Annotated in this window: 12 protein-coding genes; 4 read left to right on the top strand and 8 right to left on the bottom strand. The window is 71.1% G+C overall.

The features are described 5' to 3' along the window. Positions 1-200 precede the first annotated feature (200 nt). Both ACWD68_RS17510 and ACWD68_RS17505 read left to right on the top strand, forming a co-directional pair. Positions 201-782 carry an RNA polymerase sigma factor gene (locus ACWD68_RS17510; RefSeq protein ID WP_451807300.1) on the top strand — a complete coding sequence of 194 codons (582 nt, stop codon included), beginning with the start codon at positions 201-203 and terminating at the stop codon, positions 780-782. Then, positions 779-1,927 carry a BN159_2729 family protein gene (locus tag ACWD68_RS17505; protein WP_451807299.1) on the top strand — a complete coding sequence of 383 codons (1,149 nt, stop codon included), beginning with the start codon at positions 779-781 and terminating at the stop codon, positions 1,925-1,927. The genes ACWD68_RS17510 and ACWD68_RS17505 overlap by 4 nt, the downstream gene beginning before the upstream one ends. A 755-nt stretch (positions 1,928-2,682) precedes the next feature. On the opposite strand, the gene ACWD68_RS17500 is transcribed toward ACWD68_RS17505, so the two are convergent. The 7 genes from ACWD68_RS17500 to ACWD68_RS17470 form a co-directional block, all read right to left on the bottom strand. Next, entirely contained in the window at positions 2,683-3,480 is a 798-nt protein-coding gene (locus ACWD68_RS17500; protein ID WP_451807298.1) for an SGNH/GDSL hydrolase family protein, read from the bottom strand. Positions 3,481-3,803: 323 nt separating this feature from the next. Then, on the bottom strand, positions 3,804-4,817 hold the full coding sequence (locus tag ACWD68_RS17495; protein ID WP_451807297.1) for a hemolysin family protein: 1,014 nt from the start codon (positions 4,815-4,817) through the stop codon (positions 3,804-3,806). Beyond that, entirely contained in the window at positions 4,814-6,139 is a 1,326-nt protein-coding gene (locus tag ACWD68_RS17490; protein ID WP_451807296.1) for a hemolysin family protein, read from the bottom strand. Before ACWD68_RS17490 ends, ACWD68_RS17495 begins: the two co-directional genes overlap by 4 nt. Positions 6,140-6,341: 202 nt before the next feature. Beyond that, a complete protein-coding gene (locus ACWD68_RS17485; RefSeq protein WP_451807295.1) occupies positions 6,342-6,767 on the bottom strand; it encodes a GNAT family N-acetyltransferase in 426 nt (141 codons plus the stop codon). A gap of 56 nt (positions 6,768-6,823) precedes the next feature. Next, entirely contained in the window at positions 6,824-7,741 is a 918-nt protein-coding gene (locus ACWD68_RS17480; protein WP_451807294.1) for an LLM class F420-dependent oxidoreductase, read from the bottom strand. A 56-nt stretch (positions 7,742-7,797) separates the two neighbouring features. Beyond that, on the bottom strand, positions 7,798-10,365 hold the full coding sequence (locus ACWD68_RS17475) for an ABC transporter permease (protein WP_451807293.1): 2,568 nt from the start codon (positions 10,363-10,365) through the stop codon (positions 7,798-7,800). Positions 10,366-10,372: 7 nt separating this feature from the next. After that, on the bottom strand, positions 10,373-11,335 hold the full coding sequence (locus tag ACWD68_RS17470) for an ABC transporter ATP-binding protein (protein WP_451807292.1): 963 nt from the start codon (positions 11,333-11,335) through the stop codon (positions 10,373-10,375). A 217-nt stretch (positions 11,336-11,552) separates the two neighbouring features. Here ACWD68_RS17470 and ACWD68_RS17465 point away from each other — a divergent pair, with 217 nt between their 5' ends. Then, on the top strand, positions 11,553-11,792 hold the full coding sequence (locus ACWD68_RS17465) for a toxin-antitoxin system antitoxin component (protein WP_028800409.1): 240 nt from the start codon (positions 11,553-11,555) through the stop codon (positions 11,790-11,792). Between the two features lie 4 nt (positions 11,793-11,796). Then, positions 11,797-12,171 carry a fic family toxin-antitoxin system, toxin component gene (locus ACWD68_RS17460; protein WP_451807291.1) on the top strand — a complete coding sequence of 125 codons (375 nt, stop codon included), beginning with the start codon at positions 11,797-11,799 and terminating at the stop codon, positions 12,169-12,171. A gap of 30 nt (positions 12,172-12,201) precedes the next feature. On the opposite strand, the gene ACWD68_RS17455 is transcribed toward ACWD68_RS17460, so the two are convergent. Further along, entirely contained in the window at positions 12,202-12,882 is a 681-nt protein-coding gene (locus tag ACWD68_RS17455; RefSeq protein WP_451807367.1) for a class I SAM-dependent methyltransferase, read from the bottom strand. Between the last annotated feature and the right edge of the window lie 201 nt (positions 12,883-13,083).

The following is a 13,083-nucleotide window of genomic DNA, read 5'->3' as shown; positions in this document are numbered from 1 at the left end:
GTCCCTTTGAGGGGACCCTATTTGCACCGCCTCGGCATCAGCTCGCCCACGCTCCGGAGCTGTGAGGCATCTGCGGGGGACGCCTCGAAACCTTTGGATACGACGACCCGGTCATCCGGCGCCCGAGGCCGGCCATGGCCGGAGCGGACCGTCGCAGCACCTGCCCACCACAGTTCATCCACTCATGAACGGAGTAGGCCTTGATCGCCGAGGCTAACGCCGCAACACCGCGGTTCGACACGAGAGAACCGGCCCTTATCGCTCGCGCGCTCGCGGGCGACCGGGACGCGTTCGGGGAGCTCTACGCTCTGCACCACCCCGCGGTGCTGGCCTACGTACAGCGCCGTGTACGCAATCGGCAGGTAGCCGAGGACATCACCGGAGAGACTTTTCTCAACGCCTGGATGAAACGCGGCACTTTTACCTATCGCGGCGTCGGCTTCGCCGGCTGGCTGATCACCATCGCCCGGAACAAGGTCATCGACCATTGCAAGAGCGCGCAGCGCCGTGAGTTCGTCGTCGAGGACATGCTCGGCTTCGACGAGGACCTCACCGTCAGCACCGAGGACACCGTACTGATCGGTCTGGACGAGGAGTTGCTGCGTCAGGCACTGGAACAGTTGCGGCCGCCACAACGCGAAGTCCTCACCCGTCGCTTCCTGATGGAGCTCTCGGTGCTCGAGACGGCGCGCCAGATGGAGCGGACCGAGGGCGCCGTGAAGACCTTGCAGTTCCGGGCTCTGGCCAAGCTGCGCAGCGAGTACCTGGGGGTGGCGGCATGACCACCGTGCCCGGGATCCGTACGGCCGTCGAGGCGCACCTCGCCGAGCAACTCGGCACATTTGCCCGGGAATTCGTCGCCGAACTGGAAGCGCAGGGACGCCTGGTCGAGGTGGGCGGTGCCGGTGTCCTCGAACGGCTGCGGACGCAGGTCGAGACATGGCAGAACTGCCCGGAGGCCTACCACGCGACCGTCGACACGATCGTCGAGGACTGCGGCTACCCGAGCGAGGTCGCGATGAGGATCGCCACCGCGCTGAACCGCAAGGGGCTGATCCCCGGCGGCGAGGACATCGCGCCCGATCCAGATCCCGCGCCCACGTCCGAGCCCACGCCCGAGCCCCACCCCGAGAGCGCGCGAGCCCCCGGCTCCTCGCCGGACGGCAAGGGGCTCGCGCCCGTCACCGAGGACCCCGAGCCGCGGCACGACCGTGCCCCCGCGTCCTCGCCGCTCGTGCCGCCCGCGCGCGGCGCGATCGTGCTGCACCTCGCCGACCGCGGCGCCGGACGGTCCATGGTGGAGCACGGGGCGGCGCCGGTGCCCCGACGCGTCGACGGCCAGGTCCCACGGGTGCGGCCGGCCTCCGCGCGGACGCGCGTCGTCGGATGGGGCAGCGCCTCCGCCCGCGCGGTCTCCGTCGCCGCGGCCCTGCAGGCCGACCACCTCGCGCGCCTGGAAGCCATGCAGATCAGCGCGGACGGCGAGCGTGTCACGGTGGCCATCAAGGCCACCTGCCTGGCCGACTGGGAGTACTGGCTCGACGCGATCGGGGCTCCCCGCAACGTCCGGACCAGGACGGCGGGGCACGCGCAGGTGGCCGCGGGAACGCTGGACGGAGTGGCTGTCCACCTCACCGCGCACGGCGTCCCCGAACTCCTCCAGGAAGCGAGCGACGCCGCCGCCGACCCCTTCTACCTCTGGGGACGGATCTACGACCTCGGAATGGGGCAGGTCGACCGGGCCGACCGCATCTGGCTGTCCCTCGGCCGGCGGCAGGACGAGCGCGGGATGCCCCTGCTGATCCTGCGCGGCACGGACGGTCCCCCGTATCCGCTGGCGTCGATCGTCATGGCGCACGGCCCGCTCACGGCCACCCCACCCCCCTCCGAACTCCCCTCCGACGGATCGGCCGGGGACATCGCGTGACAACCGCCGGGGGCCACCGCTTCGGCTGGCTGTTTCTCACCCGTGGCGACCCTCACCTCTGCATCAGGCGACCCAGGGCCAAGCGTCCACGGTGGTTCCGGGGACGTGTACTGCACCTGGCCCAGAACATCCCTGATCAGTAGTAGGCGCCGTCGCTCGACATGGCTGGTTTCCCACCCTCCCGGTGGCTCGCCGTGACGGCGCCGATGGGGCACATCGGCCCTGATCCGTCCACCGATGGCGTGACGGTGCCAAAAGGTACGCACCCGCTTTTGCCCCGGCCACGCCCGCGAGCCGTCAGCGGGAGTTCCTCCGGCGGTGCTCAGGGGCGTACTTCTCAGGCCCACGCATGAGTGCTTGGATGTTGAATCCGGCTGGATTTCCCGGCTGGCCTGTTACTTGCCATCCGCTCCAGGGTGGCGAGACGGCTCCTCTCCATGCTCCGCAAAGCTGGAGGGGCCGTCGGCCGGGTCCGGCGCGCAGCGCCGGGCCCGGCCGTAGTTCCGGGGCGTGGGTGAGCGCATCAGCGGCACTCCCGCGCTGTCAAGCGCCCCCTGTGCGCCCTGTGGCGGCCGAGGGGCCAACCGGTAGCGTCCCCTTCATGCGGAGCATGGGCCGCCGTGTCGCTCGAGAGAGGGGCACGGCGGAAGCCGCCGGATCGGCGCTCCCTTCAGCCCTGGTGGCCACCGTGATCAGCCTCCCCGGCACCCGGACGTGGCCCGGGCTTCCTGGAGTCACCTCGGTGGATCACGGACTCAGCCGCCGTGCGCGCCCGTGACCGGACCCTCGAAGGGAAGCAGCTCCGGCCGTTTCGCCGGAAGGCCGTCGCCGGACGAGCGCCCCGTCAGCCGTCGCCCGATCCAGGGCAGCAGATGCTGCCGGGCGAAGCGGGCGTCGGCACTGCGGCGGGCGCCCCAGCCGGGCGGTGCCGTGTGCGCCGGCGGGGTGCGCCACTCCGGATCCTCCGCCTCGTACCCGAGGGTCTGCCACACGGCCTCCGCGACCCGGTGGTGTCCCTCGGCGGACAGGTGCAGCCGGTCCACGTCCCACAGGCGCGGGTCGGCGAGCGAGGGCGCTCCGTAGAGGTCGACGACCAGCGCGTCGTGCCGCTTCGCGAGATCGTCGACGATGGTGAAGAGCTCCTCCATGCGGGGCCGGAAGCGTTCGAGAACCGGACCGTCGCGGCCGGGGCTGCGCATCAGGACGAGCTGCTCGCAGGCGGGGGCGAGCCGTTCCACGGCCTCCTCCAGGAGACCGCGGACACGTCCCATGTCGACCTTGGGCCGCAGGGTGTCGTTGAGGCCGCCGACCAACGTGATCACGTCGGGCCGCATGGCGGCGGCCACGTCCACCTGCTCGGCGACGATCTGGCCGATCAGTTTGCCGCGCACCGCGAGGTTGGCGTAGCGGAAACCGGGCGCCCGGGCGGCCATCCGGCCGGCGAGGAGGTCGGCCCATCCTCGGTAGGAGCCGTCGGGCAAGAGGTCCGACATGCCCTCGGTGAAGGAGTCGCCGACCGCGACAAGGCTGGTGTAGGTGGCATTCGTCTGCATGGCGGAAAAGATGGTAACCCGAACACATACTCATCGGTCGGTCGGGCTCATGGACCGGTCGGCCCCGCGGGTCGTTCGGGCAGCCTTGTCTGGCGACAGCGACGAACGCACTCCCGTCGGGGCGACCTCCGCCGGGACGACCGGGTTCGGGCGACCTCCGCCTCTACGACCTCGGCCCGGCAACCCCGCCTGGACGACCTCGGCCCGGCGACCTCCGGCCGGGCGACCCCCGACCCGGCGGCGGTCGCCCGGCCGGAATCGCCCAGGGCCCGGATCGTCCCCGGCCGGTACGCCCCGGACCGGGATCGTCGGCCGACGGGTTCCTACGCCGGCTGCCCGAACAGTTCCCGCAGGACGTCCTCCATCGTCACCAGACCCGTGAGCCGTCCGTCGCTGCCCATGACCGCCGCGAGATGCGTACGGCTGCGGCGCATCGCCGTCAGGACGTCGTCCAGCGGGGTGCTCTCCCGGACGCGAGCGATGGGGCGCATGTCCTCCACACGGAACGGCAGCTCGCGCGGAACGGCGTCCAGCGCGTCCTTGACGTGCAGATAGCCGACGATGCGGCGACCGTCGTCGACGACCGGGAAGCGGGAGAAGCCCGACTCGGCCGACAGCCGCTCCAGTTCCTCCGGAGTGACGCCCACGTGTGCGTAGACGACGCGTTCCACCGGGAGCACCACGTCGTGCACCGGGCGGCGCCCCAGCTCCAGCGCGTCGTGCAGCCGCTCCTGCGCGCGATGGTCGATGAGCCCGGCGGCACTGGAGTCCTGGACGAGGCGCGCCAGTTCGTCGTCGGAGAAGGTCGCCGTGACCTCGTCCTTCGTCTCGACCCGCAACAGCTTCAGCAGCCCGTTGGCGAAGGCGTTGACCGTGAAGATCACCGGGCGCAGCGCGCGCGAGAGCGCGACGAGCGGCGGCCCCAGCACCAGCGCCGTACGCACGGGTTCGGCGAGTGAGATGTTCTTCGGAACCATCTCGCCGAGCAGCATGTGCAGATACGTCGCCAGGGCGAGCGCGATGACGAAGGAGACCGCGTGGCCCGCACCGGAGGGGACGCCCATCGCGTGGAACACCGGCTCCAGCAGGTGCGCGATCGCGGGCTCGGCCACGATGCCGAGCACCAGGGTGCACAGCGTGATGCCCAGCTGTGCGGTCGCGAGCAGCGCCGAGACGTGTTCGAGGCCCCAGATCACACTCCGCGCCCGCCGGTCGCCCCGCTCGGCGTGCGGCTCGATCTGGCTGCGGCGCACCGAGATCAGCGCGAACTCGGCACTCACGAAGAAGGCGTTCACGACGAGCGTCGCGAGCCCGATCAGCAGTTGTACGGCGGTCATCGCGCGCCCTCCTCGGCGTCGTGCGGCGCGTGCAGCAGCACGCGTGCGGCCCGCCGTCCCGAGGCGTCCACCACGTCGAGCCGCCAGCCGGCGACCTCGACGGTGTCTCCCTCGGCGGGGATGCGGCCGAGCTCGGACGCGACGAAACCGGCCAGCGTCTCGTACGGCCCGTCGGGCACGCGCAGTCCGACGCGGGCGAGCTGGTCGGTGCGGGCGGAGCCGTCCGCCGAGTACAGCGCCCTGCCCTCGTCGTCCGTGCCGACCGGGGCGAGGTCGGGTGTTTCGTGCGGGTCGTGCTCGTCTCGTACCTCGCCGACGACCTCTTCGACGATGTCCTCCAATGTGGCGACGCCTGCCGTACCGCCGTACTCGTCGATGACGACGGCCATCGTGCGCTTGCCGACGAGCCGGTCCAGCAGCCGGTCGACGGTCAGTGATTCCGGTACGAGCAGCGGCTCACGCATGATCTGCGAGACGGCGGTCTGTGTCCTGCTGTCGGCACCCACGGTCAGCACGTCCTTGATGTGCGCGACGCCGACGACCTCGTCGAGACTGCCGTGGTAGACGGGGAAACGGGACAGACCCGTCGCCCGGGTCGCGTTCGCCACGTCCTCGCAGGTCGCCTGGACCTCCAGCGCGATGACCTGGACGCGGGGCGTCATCACGTTCTCCGCGGTCAGGTCGGCGAGGTTCAGGGTGCGCACGAACAGCTCGGCGGTGTCCGCCTCCAGCGCGCCCTCCTTGGCGGAGTGCCGGGCGAGTGCCACCAGTTCCTGGGGACCGCGGGCGGAGGCCAGCTCCTCGGCGGGTTCGAGGCCGAAGCGGCGTACGACGTGGTTCGCCGTGTTGTTGAGATGCGCGATGAACGGCCGGAACGCGGCGCTGAACCAGCGCTGCGGAGTGGCCACCCGCTTGGCCACGGCCAGCGGTGAGGAGATCGCCCAGTTCTTGGGCACCAGTTCACCGACGACCATCAGGAAGATCGTCGAGAGCGCCGTACCGATGACCAGGGCCACCGAGCGCGACGCGGAGGCCGGAACGCCGATCGACTCCAGGGGGCCGGCGATCAGCTTGGCGATCGAGGACTCGGAGAGCATGCCGACGACCAGGTTCGTCACGGTGATGCCCAGCTGGGCGCCGGACAGCTGGAAGGTGAGGTTCCGTGCGGCCTTGAGGGCGCCAGAGGCGCCCCGCTCGCCGCGTTCCACGGCACGCTCGAGCTCACTGCGCTCGACCGTGGTCAGCGAGAACTCCGCCGCCACGAAGCCGCCGCAGGCCAGCGACAGCAGAACCGCCACCAGGAGCAGGAACACTTCCGTCATCGGGTCACCTCCGTTCCATGATCGGCCAGGGACGGAGGGATCGCGCGATGTCCGGGGCAGCCGTGGGGATCACGGCTCCGGGTACTGGGAGGCTCGCCCATGGGCGGACGCTCACACCTTTCGTTGGAGGACCGATGGTCCACCAATGGTAAAGGACGGGCAAAGGAGCCTCCTTGGCGGCCTCCGCCGCACGGCGGAGCCTCTAATCGGTGAGCGGCTTCACCCAGCGCCGCCAGTTCTCCTCGGGCGCATACCCGGCGGCACGCCAGGCATGGTGGGCGGTCTCGTTCCGGCGCAGCACCATGGCGTCGCCGCGCCGCCCTCCGAGCAGGACGAAACGCTCCTCCGCGGCGGCGAGCAGAGCGGAGCCGATGCCGAGGCGACGCCGTCCGGGATGGACGGCCAGCCGGTACAGATGGCAGCGCCAGCCGTCGAAGCCGGCGATCACGGTGCCGACCAGCTCGCCGTCGCGCTCCGCCAGCAGCAGGGCCTCGGGGTCGCGGGCGATCAGCCGCTCCACGCCGCTCCGGTCGTCACTGATGCTCGTGCCCTCGGCGGCCATCTTCCAGAAGGCGAGCACGGCATCGAGGTCCTCGGGCCGCCCGGCCCGTATCCGCAAGTCGCTCATGGACCGATCCCATCACGCGGGCCGGGCGCGGGCCCCGCATTCCATCATGCGGACGGTCACCGGCCGCGCAGCTCACGGACCACGGGAGCGAAGGCCTCGAGGTTCGGCTCCAGCACGGTCAGATACGAGAATCCGAAACGCTCGCGCTGGTCCCGCACCTGCTCGACGATCTGCTCGACCGTGCCCACCAGGACGATCGGCAGATCCAGGACCTGCCGCTCGGTCAGATGCGGGATCCGGGGAAGCCACGGCCGGACGGCGGCGGCGCGGTCGTCGGCGACGGTGACGATCTGGATCAGCAGGTTGAGTTCGGCGGGTTCCTCGCGCGCGGCGGCAGCCTCCCGGTAGAGCGCGACGCGTTCGTCGAGTTCGGTGGCCGTGATCGGCTCCAGAGTGCCGTCCTGCCGGGTGCGCGCGCCCGTGAACGCCGCGATGTCGGCGTACTCCGCGGCGATACGGAGCATCCGGTCGCCGTTGGCTCCGATCAGCAGCGGGACCCGCGGCTCCGGTGCGGTCGGCGGCCCGGAGGCCTCCCCGCCGGGCCGCGGTGGCGGGTGGGGAGGTTCCCCCGGGCCGAGGATCCGCTCCAACTCCTCGACCGTGCGCCGGAGATGGTCGACGCGCTCGCCCGCGGTGCCCCAGGGCAGACCAGCCGACTCGTGCTCCGCCGGTACGTAACCGGTGCCGAGGCCGAGTTCGAGACGGCCGCCCGTCAGCGCGTTCGTGGTGGTCACCTCGCGGGCCAGCAGCGCGGGGTTCCAGAAGCCCGCGTTGAGCACGAACGTGCCCAGCCGCGGCCGCTCGGTCGCCTCGGCGGCGGCGACCAGCGAGGGGAACGGGGCGGGCATCCCCAGGTGGTCCGCCACGGTGATCACGTCGTAGCCGAGCTCCTCGGCGCGACGGCACTTGGCGCGCCACTCGGCGGCGGGCGCCGGAGTGAGCAGGCTGACGCCGAAGCGGAACGGGCGCGACATGAACTCTCCCTCCCTGGCGGGGACTTGCCCCGGTCCCTGCGGACCGGGGCGAGCCGTCACTCGTGCGCGATGGCCTCGAGCACGTTCATGCGCGAGGCGCGCAGCGCGGGAAGCAGCGCCGCGACGATGCCGACGACGGCCGAACCGACCACGACCGCGACGATCGTCGTCCAGGGGATCGCGAGCGCCTTCATGCCCTGCAGCGCGAGCACCTGCTGGACACAGACGCCCCAGATGATTCCCAGCGCCAGTCCGAGGACGGCACCGAACACGGCGATCACCACCGACTCCAGCCGGATCATCCGGCGCAGCTGGCGCCGCCCGAGCCCGATGGCGCGCAGCAGTCCGATCTCGCGGGTGCGCTCCACGACGGACAGCGCGAGGGTGTTGACCACGCCGAGCACCGCGATGACGATCGCCAGCCCGAGCAGCGCGTACACGAGGTAGAGCAGCACGGCGATCTGGTCGTGGATGAGCTTCTTGTAGTCGGCCTGGTCGCGGACCTGCACCTGCGGATAGGGCTCGAGGGTCTTCTCCAGGCGGGGGCGCAGCCGGTCCGGGGCGGTGCCCGGGGCCGCGTTCACGTAGAGCGCGGAGTCCTGCCCGCCGGGCACGAACTTCTCGATCGTGCCGAAGCCGATGACGAGCCCGCCCTGCATGCCGAACCCACCGCTGCCGTCCTGGTCGGTGAGTGCGCCCACCGTCAGGGTGGTCTTGCGGCCGGCGGGGAACTCGACGGGAATCGTGCTGCCGATCCGCACGTCGTGGTCCTTCGCGAACTTCGCGTCCATGGCGATGCGACCGTCGCCCAGCGCCGCCGCGGTGTCGCCCTGCGCGTACGTGATGTGGGCGACGTCGTCGAGCCGCGCGTCGTAGGCGGAGGCGGCCGTCTCGATCCTCTTGCCGTCCGGCAGCCGCACCGCGACCGGTGTGAACCGCTGGCGGACGACGAGCCCCACGCCCTCGGTGGCGCGCACCTTGTCCGTGAGCTCCTTGGAGAACGGCACGAAGTTGTCGTTCTGGAGCACGAAGTCGGCGCCGAGCGTGTTGTCGATCTGCTTGTCGAAGGACTTGCTCATGGACGCGCTGGCCACGGACATACCGCCGACCAGGGCGAGTCCCACCATGAGCGCGGCCGCGGTGGCGCCCGTGCGCCGCGGATTGCGCAGCGCGTTGCGCTGACTCATCCGGCCCACCGGGCCGAAGATGGCCGGGAAGGCACCCCCCAGTACCCGGATCACCGGACGGACGAGCAGGGGTCCCGCGATCACTGTCGCGATCAGCGTCAGGACGACACCGAGTCCCAGCAGGGAGGCGGACGTCGATGTCTTCGTCGAGGCCGCGCATCCCGCGAGAGCCGCGGCCCCGGCCGCCCCGACGACACCGCCCACCACGGCCCGTACCCGCAACGACCTGCCCACACCCGCGACCTCGGCGTCCGCGAGGGCCGCCATGGGGGAGACGCCCGCCGCGCGCCTGGCCGGGAGATACGCCGCGATGTAGGTGACGCCGACCCCGACGACGTACGCCGCCACGGGAGTTCCCCAGCCGATCACCATCTCGGTGGACTTGAGGTTCATGCCGAACGCGGTCATCAGCTTGATCAGCCCGATCGCCAGCCCGATCCCCGCCGCGAGGCCGAGGGTCGAACCGACCAGGCCGAGGAGCAGCGCCTCGGTGAGCACCGACCGGCGCACCTGACGGCGGTCGGCGCCGAGCGCGCGCAACAGGCCGAGTTCCCGGGTGCGCTGGGCGATCAGCATGGAGAAGGTGTTGACGATGAGGAAGATCCCGACGAGCACGGCGATGCCCGCGAAGCCGAGCATCACGTACTTGATGACGTCGAGGAATCCGCCGAGCTGGGCGGCGGCCGACTCCGCCTGCTCATCGGCGGTCTTCAAGTCGTACTTCTTGGTGTCGAGTTCGGTGGCGATGCGCTGCTTGAGCCGATCGTCACCGACGCCCGGCGCCGCGTCCACGGAGATGCTCGTGGCGACGTCGGGGCCGCCGAGCAGCTTGGTCTGCGCGGTCGGGGTGTCCAGGAAGATCAGCGCGGCACCGGGGTTGGTGGTGGTGAAGGTGGCGATCCCGACGATCCGCACCTGGAACGAACCGGGCTGTGCCTGCACCGTCAGGGTGTCACCGATGCCGAGGTGCTTCTTGTCGGCGGTGTCGGCGTCGAGCAGTGCCTCCCCGTCGCCCTTCGGCTCGTGTCCGGAGGTCAGCTTCACCGGACTGCGTTCCGTGATCTCCCAGTTGGTGACGATGGTGGGAGCGCCTGTCGTCGGTCCGACCGACTTGTTCTCGCTGTCGACGACCGGGGCGTTCTCCACGGACGCGTCCACGTGGGTGGCGGCGACTCCGTCGACCTTGGCGATCCGGTCCGCGAGCGAGGCCGGCACCGTCTCGGTGGCGCCGGTCGGAAGCTGCGAGTTCAGGTCGTTCTTCGGTTCCACGGTCACATCGGCCGAGGTGGAGGCGAAGAGCCGGTCGAACGTGCGGGTCACCGTGTCCGAGAAGATGAGACTGCCCGCGACGAAGGCCACGGACAGCACGATGGCCAGTGCCGAGAGCAGCAGCCGGCCCTTGTGCGCGAGAAAGCTTCGCAGTGTCGCCTTGAGCACGACCGCCTCAGTCCTTGTCGAGGGTTACGTCGCCGGAGCCGCTGTCGGGAGCGGCCTCGCCGGCGCTGCCGGGTGCGGTGTCGCCCGTGCCGGCGACGGGAGACGTGTCACCCGTGCCGCCGGCGCGGGCGCTGCCGTCGGAGCCCCCGGCGACCGTGGGGTCACCGGTCCCGCCGCGCCCGCCGTCGTAGGTCACCCGGATCGTGTCGAAACGCTTCATCCGCTCCAGCACGGCCTCCGCCGTGGGGCGCTCCATCTCGTCCACGATGCGCCCGTCCGCGAGGAAGAGCACCAGGTCTGAGTGGGCGGCCGCGCCGGGATCGTGCGTGACCATGACGACGGTCTGGCCCAGCTCGTCGACGGCCTCGCGCAGGAAGCCGAGGACTTCGAGACCCGCGCGGGAGTCCAGGTTGCCGGTCGGCTCGTCCGCGAAGATCAGCTCGGGCCGGGAGGCGAGCGCCCGCGCGCAGGCGACGCGCTGCTGCTGCCCCCCGGACAACTGGGCGGGCCGGTGCTTCAGCCGGTCGCGCAGCCCGAGGGTGTCGATGACCTGGTCCAGCCACTGCTGGTCGGGCTTCTGGCCCGCGATGTCCATGGGCAGCGTGATGTTCTCCGCCGCGTTCAGTGTGGGGATCAGGTTGAACGACTGGAACATGAAGCCGATCCGGTCCCGTCGCAGCCGGGTCAGTTCGCGGTCCTTCAGGCCGGTGATCTCGGTGTCGCCCAGCCACACCTGGCCGGCCGAGACGGTGTCGAGGCCCGCCAGACAGTGCATGAGGGTCGACTTCCCGGAGCCCGAGGGGCCCATGACGGCGGTGAACCGGCCGCGCGCGATGTCCACGTCGACCGAGTCGAGGGCCAGGACCGCGGTCTCGCCGGAACCGTACGCCTTGGTCAGGCCACGGGCGCGGGCGGCGATCCCGTCCCCCTCCGCGCGGCCGGGAAGATGCTCGGCAGCAGCTGTGGACAAGACCGCCTCCTCTGTGATGGATGTCAGGACTCCTCGTCCGGCCCGAGCGTAGTGTGATCGGAGGCACACTCGGTATCCCCCCTGAGTGCCGGATGGTCTCCGCCCCAGGGTGTGGCCCTGATATCGATGTAAGGGGCACGCTCCATCGGAGTTCTCCACCCCCGGGGCCGGGCGGCCCCTCTTGCGGGTGCTAGTGGTTCCGCGCTAGCTTCGAAGGATGGCGAAGACTCAGCTGAACGTCCGGGTGGACGAGGGCACAGCACGGGCCGCCCGGGAGCGAGCCCTGGAACGGGGGATGAGCGTGAACCGCTACATCGAGGAGCTCGTCCGGCAGGACACCGGGGAAGTGGGCCACACCTTCGTGGAGGCCGCCGCGGATTTCATGAAGCAGTACGAGTCCGTCTTCGCCGAGGAATTCGGCGCGGACCGTGAAGGCACCCGCGAAGGTCGTCGCTGATCCCTTGAGCAGTCTCAGAGTCGATCTTGCCTGGCTCCTCATCATCGCCGAACGGAAAACGCCCGGAGATCCCCAGGTCACCGACTGGGGAGCCCTCGTCGCCGCGGTCAGCCGGCACGAGGCGGAGATCTTCGGCATTCCCGTCTACGACAGCCCGCACGCCCGCGCCGCCGCGCTGCTCCAGCTCCTGCTGCACGTCCCGGCGCTCGAACGCTCCAACGCGATGTTCGCCTCGGCCGTCGCGTACGCCTATCTCGTCGCCAGCGGCCTGAAGGTCGTCACCTCGCCCGAACAGGTACGGGACCTGGCCCGCCTGGTGAAGAGCGGCGAGGCCACGGTGCACGACATCACGAACGAACTGCGCCGCTGGAGCCTGTGACGCCGCCCGGGACGATCCGGAGGTCACCACCTAGCCGAGCGGTCGGCGGGCGGTGCCCAGGACGCAGTACGACGTGGGCAGGCGCGGCCCCTTCTCGGGCATCAGCAGCCGCCGGTAGGGGCCCAGTTCGAAGCCCGCCGCACGCAGGGCGGCGATCGGGTCGCGGGACAGATGGCAGCCGCCGCTCAGCCGCGGCCACACCGTGCGGTCCAGGCCCCGCTGGGCGGACGCCATCACTCGTCCCCCACCCCTGCCGTGCTCGAAGAACCGCACCGTGCCGCCGGGGCGCAGCACCCGCCGCACCTCGGCGAGCGCCCTCGGCACGTCCCGCACACTGCACAGCACCAGGGACAGTACGGCGGCGTCGTACGCCTCGCTCTTGACCGGCAGGGCCTCCGCGGCACCCGGCGCCACATCGACCGGTACCTCGCAGCGCAGCGCCGCCTCCACCGCCAACTGCCGGAGCAGCCGTTCGGGTTCGATGGCGACGACTTCCGAGACGGCGCCCGGATAGTGCGCGAAGTTCAGGCCGTTGCCCGCGCCGATCTCGATGACCCGCCCCGACAGCCCGGTGAGCAGCCGGTCGCGCACGCGGCCCATCCCCATCCGGGTCTCGGCGCCGACGCTGGCGCGGGCGTAGCAGCGGGCGAACACCGGATGGTGCACGGCCTCCGGAGCGACCTTGCCGGAGCGGGCCGGCCGGAGCGACATGAACGGCATGACGGACCTCCTGGGAGGACGGGGCCTACCGGGATTCTCCCCCCGTGAGGTCCGGCGCACGCGCCGGGCGTGCGGGCGCCCGTCCGCACGAAGGGGTTGCGGCGAGGGGCACCGACGCCGATGTCCGCGCGGACGGCTGAGGGCGCGGCGTCCTGGTGTCCATGGCCGGGTACGCCGGGGTGCGGAGGCGAA

The organism is Streptomyces sp. NPDC005141 (assembly GCF_053599975.1).
Note: the sequence above shows the minus strand (reverse complement) of the source record. Positions and strands in the feature narration are given on the sequence as shown.

Bases quoted from the DNA above. Each gene is read 5' to 3' on its own strand.
- ACWD68_RS17495 (WP_451807297.1), bottom strand. From the start codon at position 4,817: ATGACCGCCGTACAACTGCTGATCGGGCTCGCGACGCTCGTCGTGAAC.
- ACWD68_RS17480 (WP_451807294.1), bottom strand. From the start codon at position 7,741: ATGTCGCGCCCGTTCCGCTTCGGCGTCAGCCTGCTCACTCCGGCGCCC.
- ACWD68_RS17455 (WP_451807367.1), bottom strand. From the start codon at position 12,882: ATGTCGCTCCGGCCGGCCCGCTCCGGCAAGGTCGCTCCGGAGGCCGTG.
- ACWD68_RS17485 (WP_451807295.1), bottom strand. From the start codon at position 6,767: ATGAGCGACTTGCGGATACGGGCCGGGCGGCCCGAGGACCTCGATGCC.
- ACWD68_RS17465 (WP_028800409.1), top strand. From the start codon at position 11,553: ATGGCGAAGACTCAGCTGAACGTCCGGGTGGACGAGGGCACAGCACGG.
- ACWD68_RS17505 (WP_451807299.1), top strand. From the start codon at position 779: ATGACCACCGTGCCCGGGATCCGTACGGCCGTCGAGGCGCACCTCGCC.
- ACWD68_RS17490 (WP_451807296.1), bottom strand. From the start codon at position 6,139: ATGACGGAAGTGTTCCTGCTCCTGGTGGCGGTTCTGCTGTCGCTGGCC.
- ACWD68_RS17500 (WP_451807298.1), bottom strand. From the start codon at position 3,480: ATGCAGACGAATGCCACCTACACCAGCCTTGTCGCGGTCGGCGACTCC.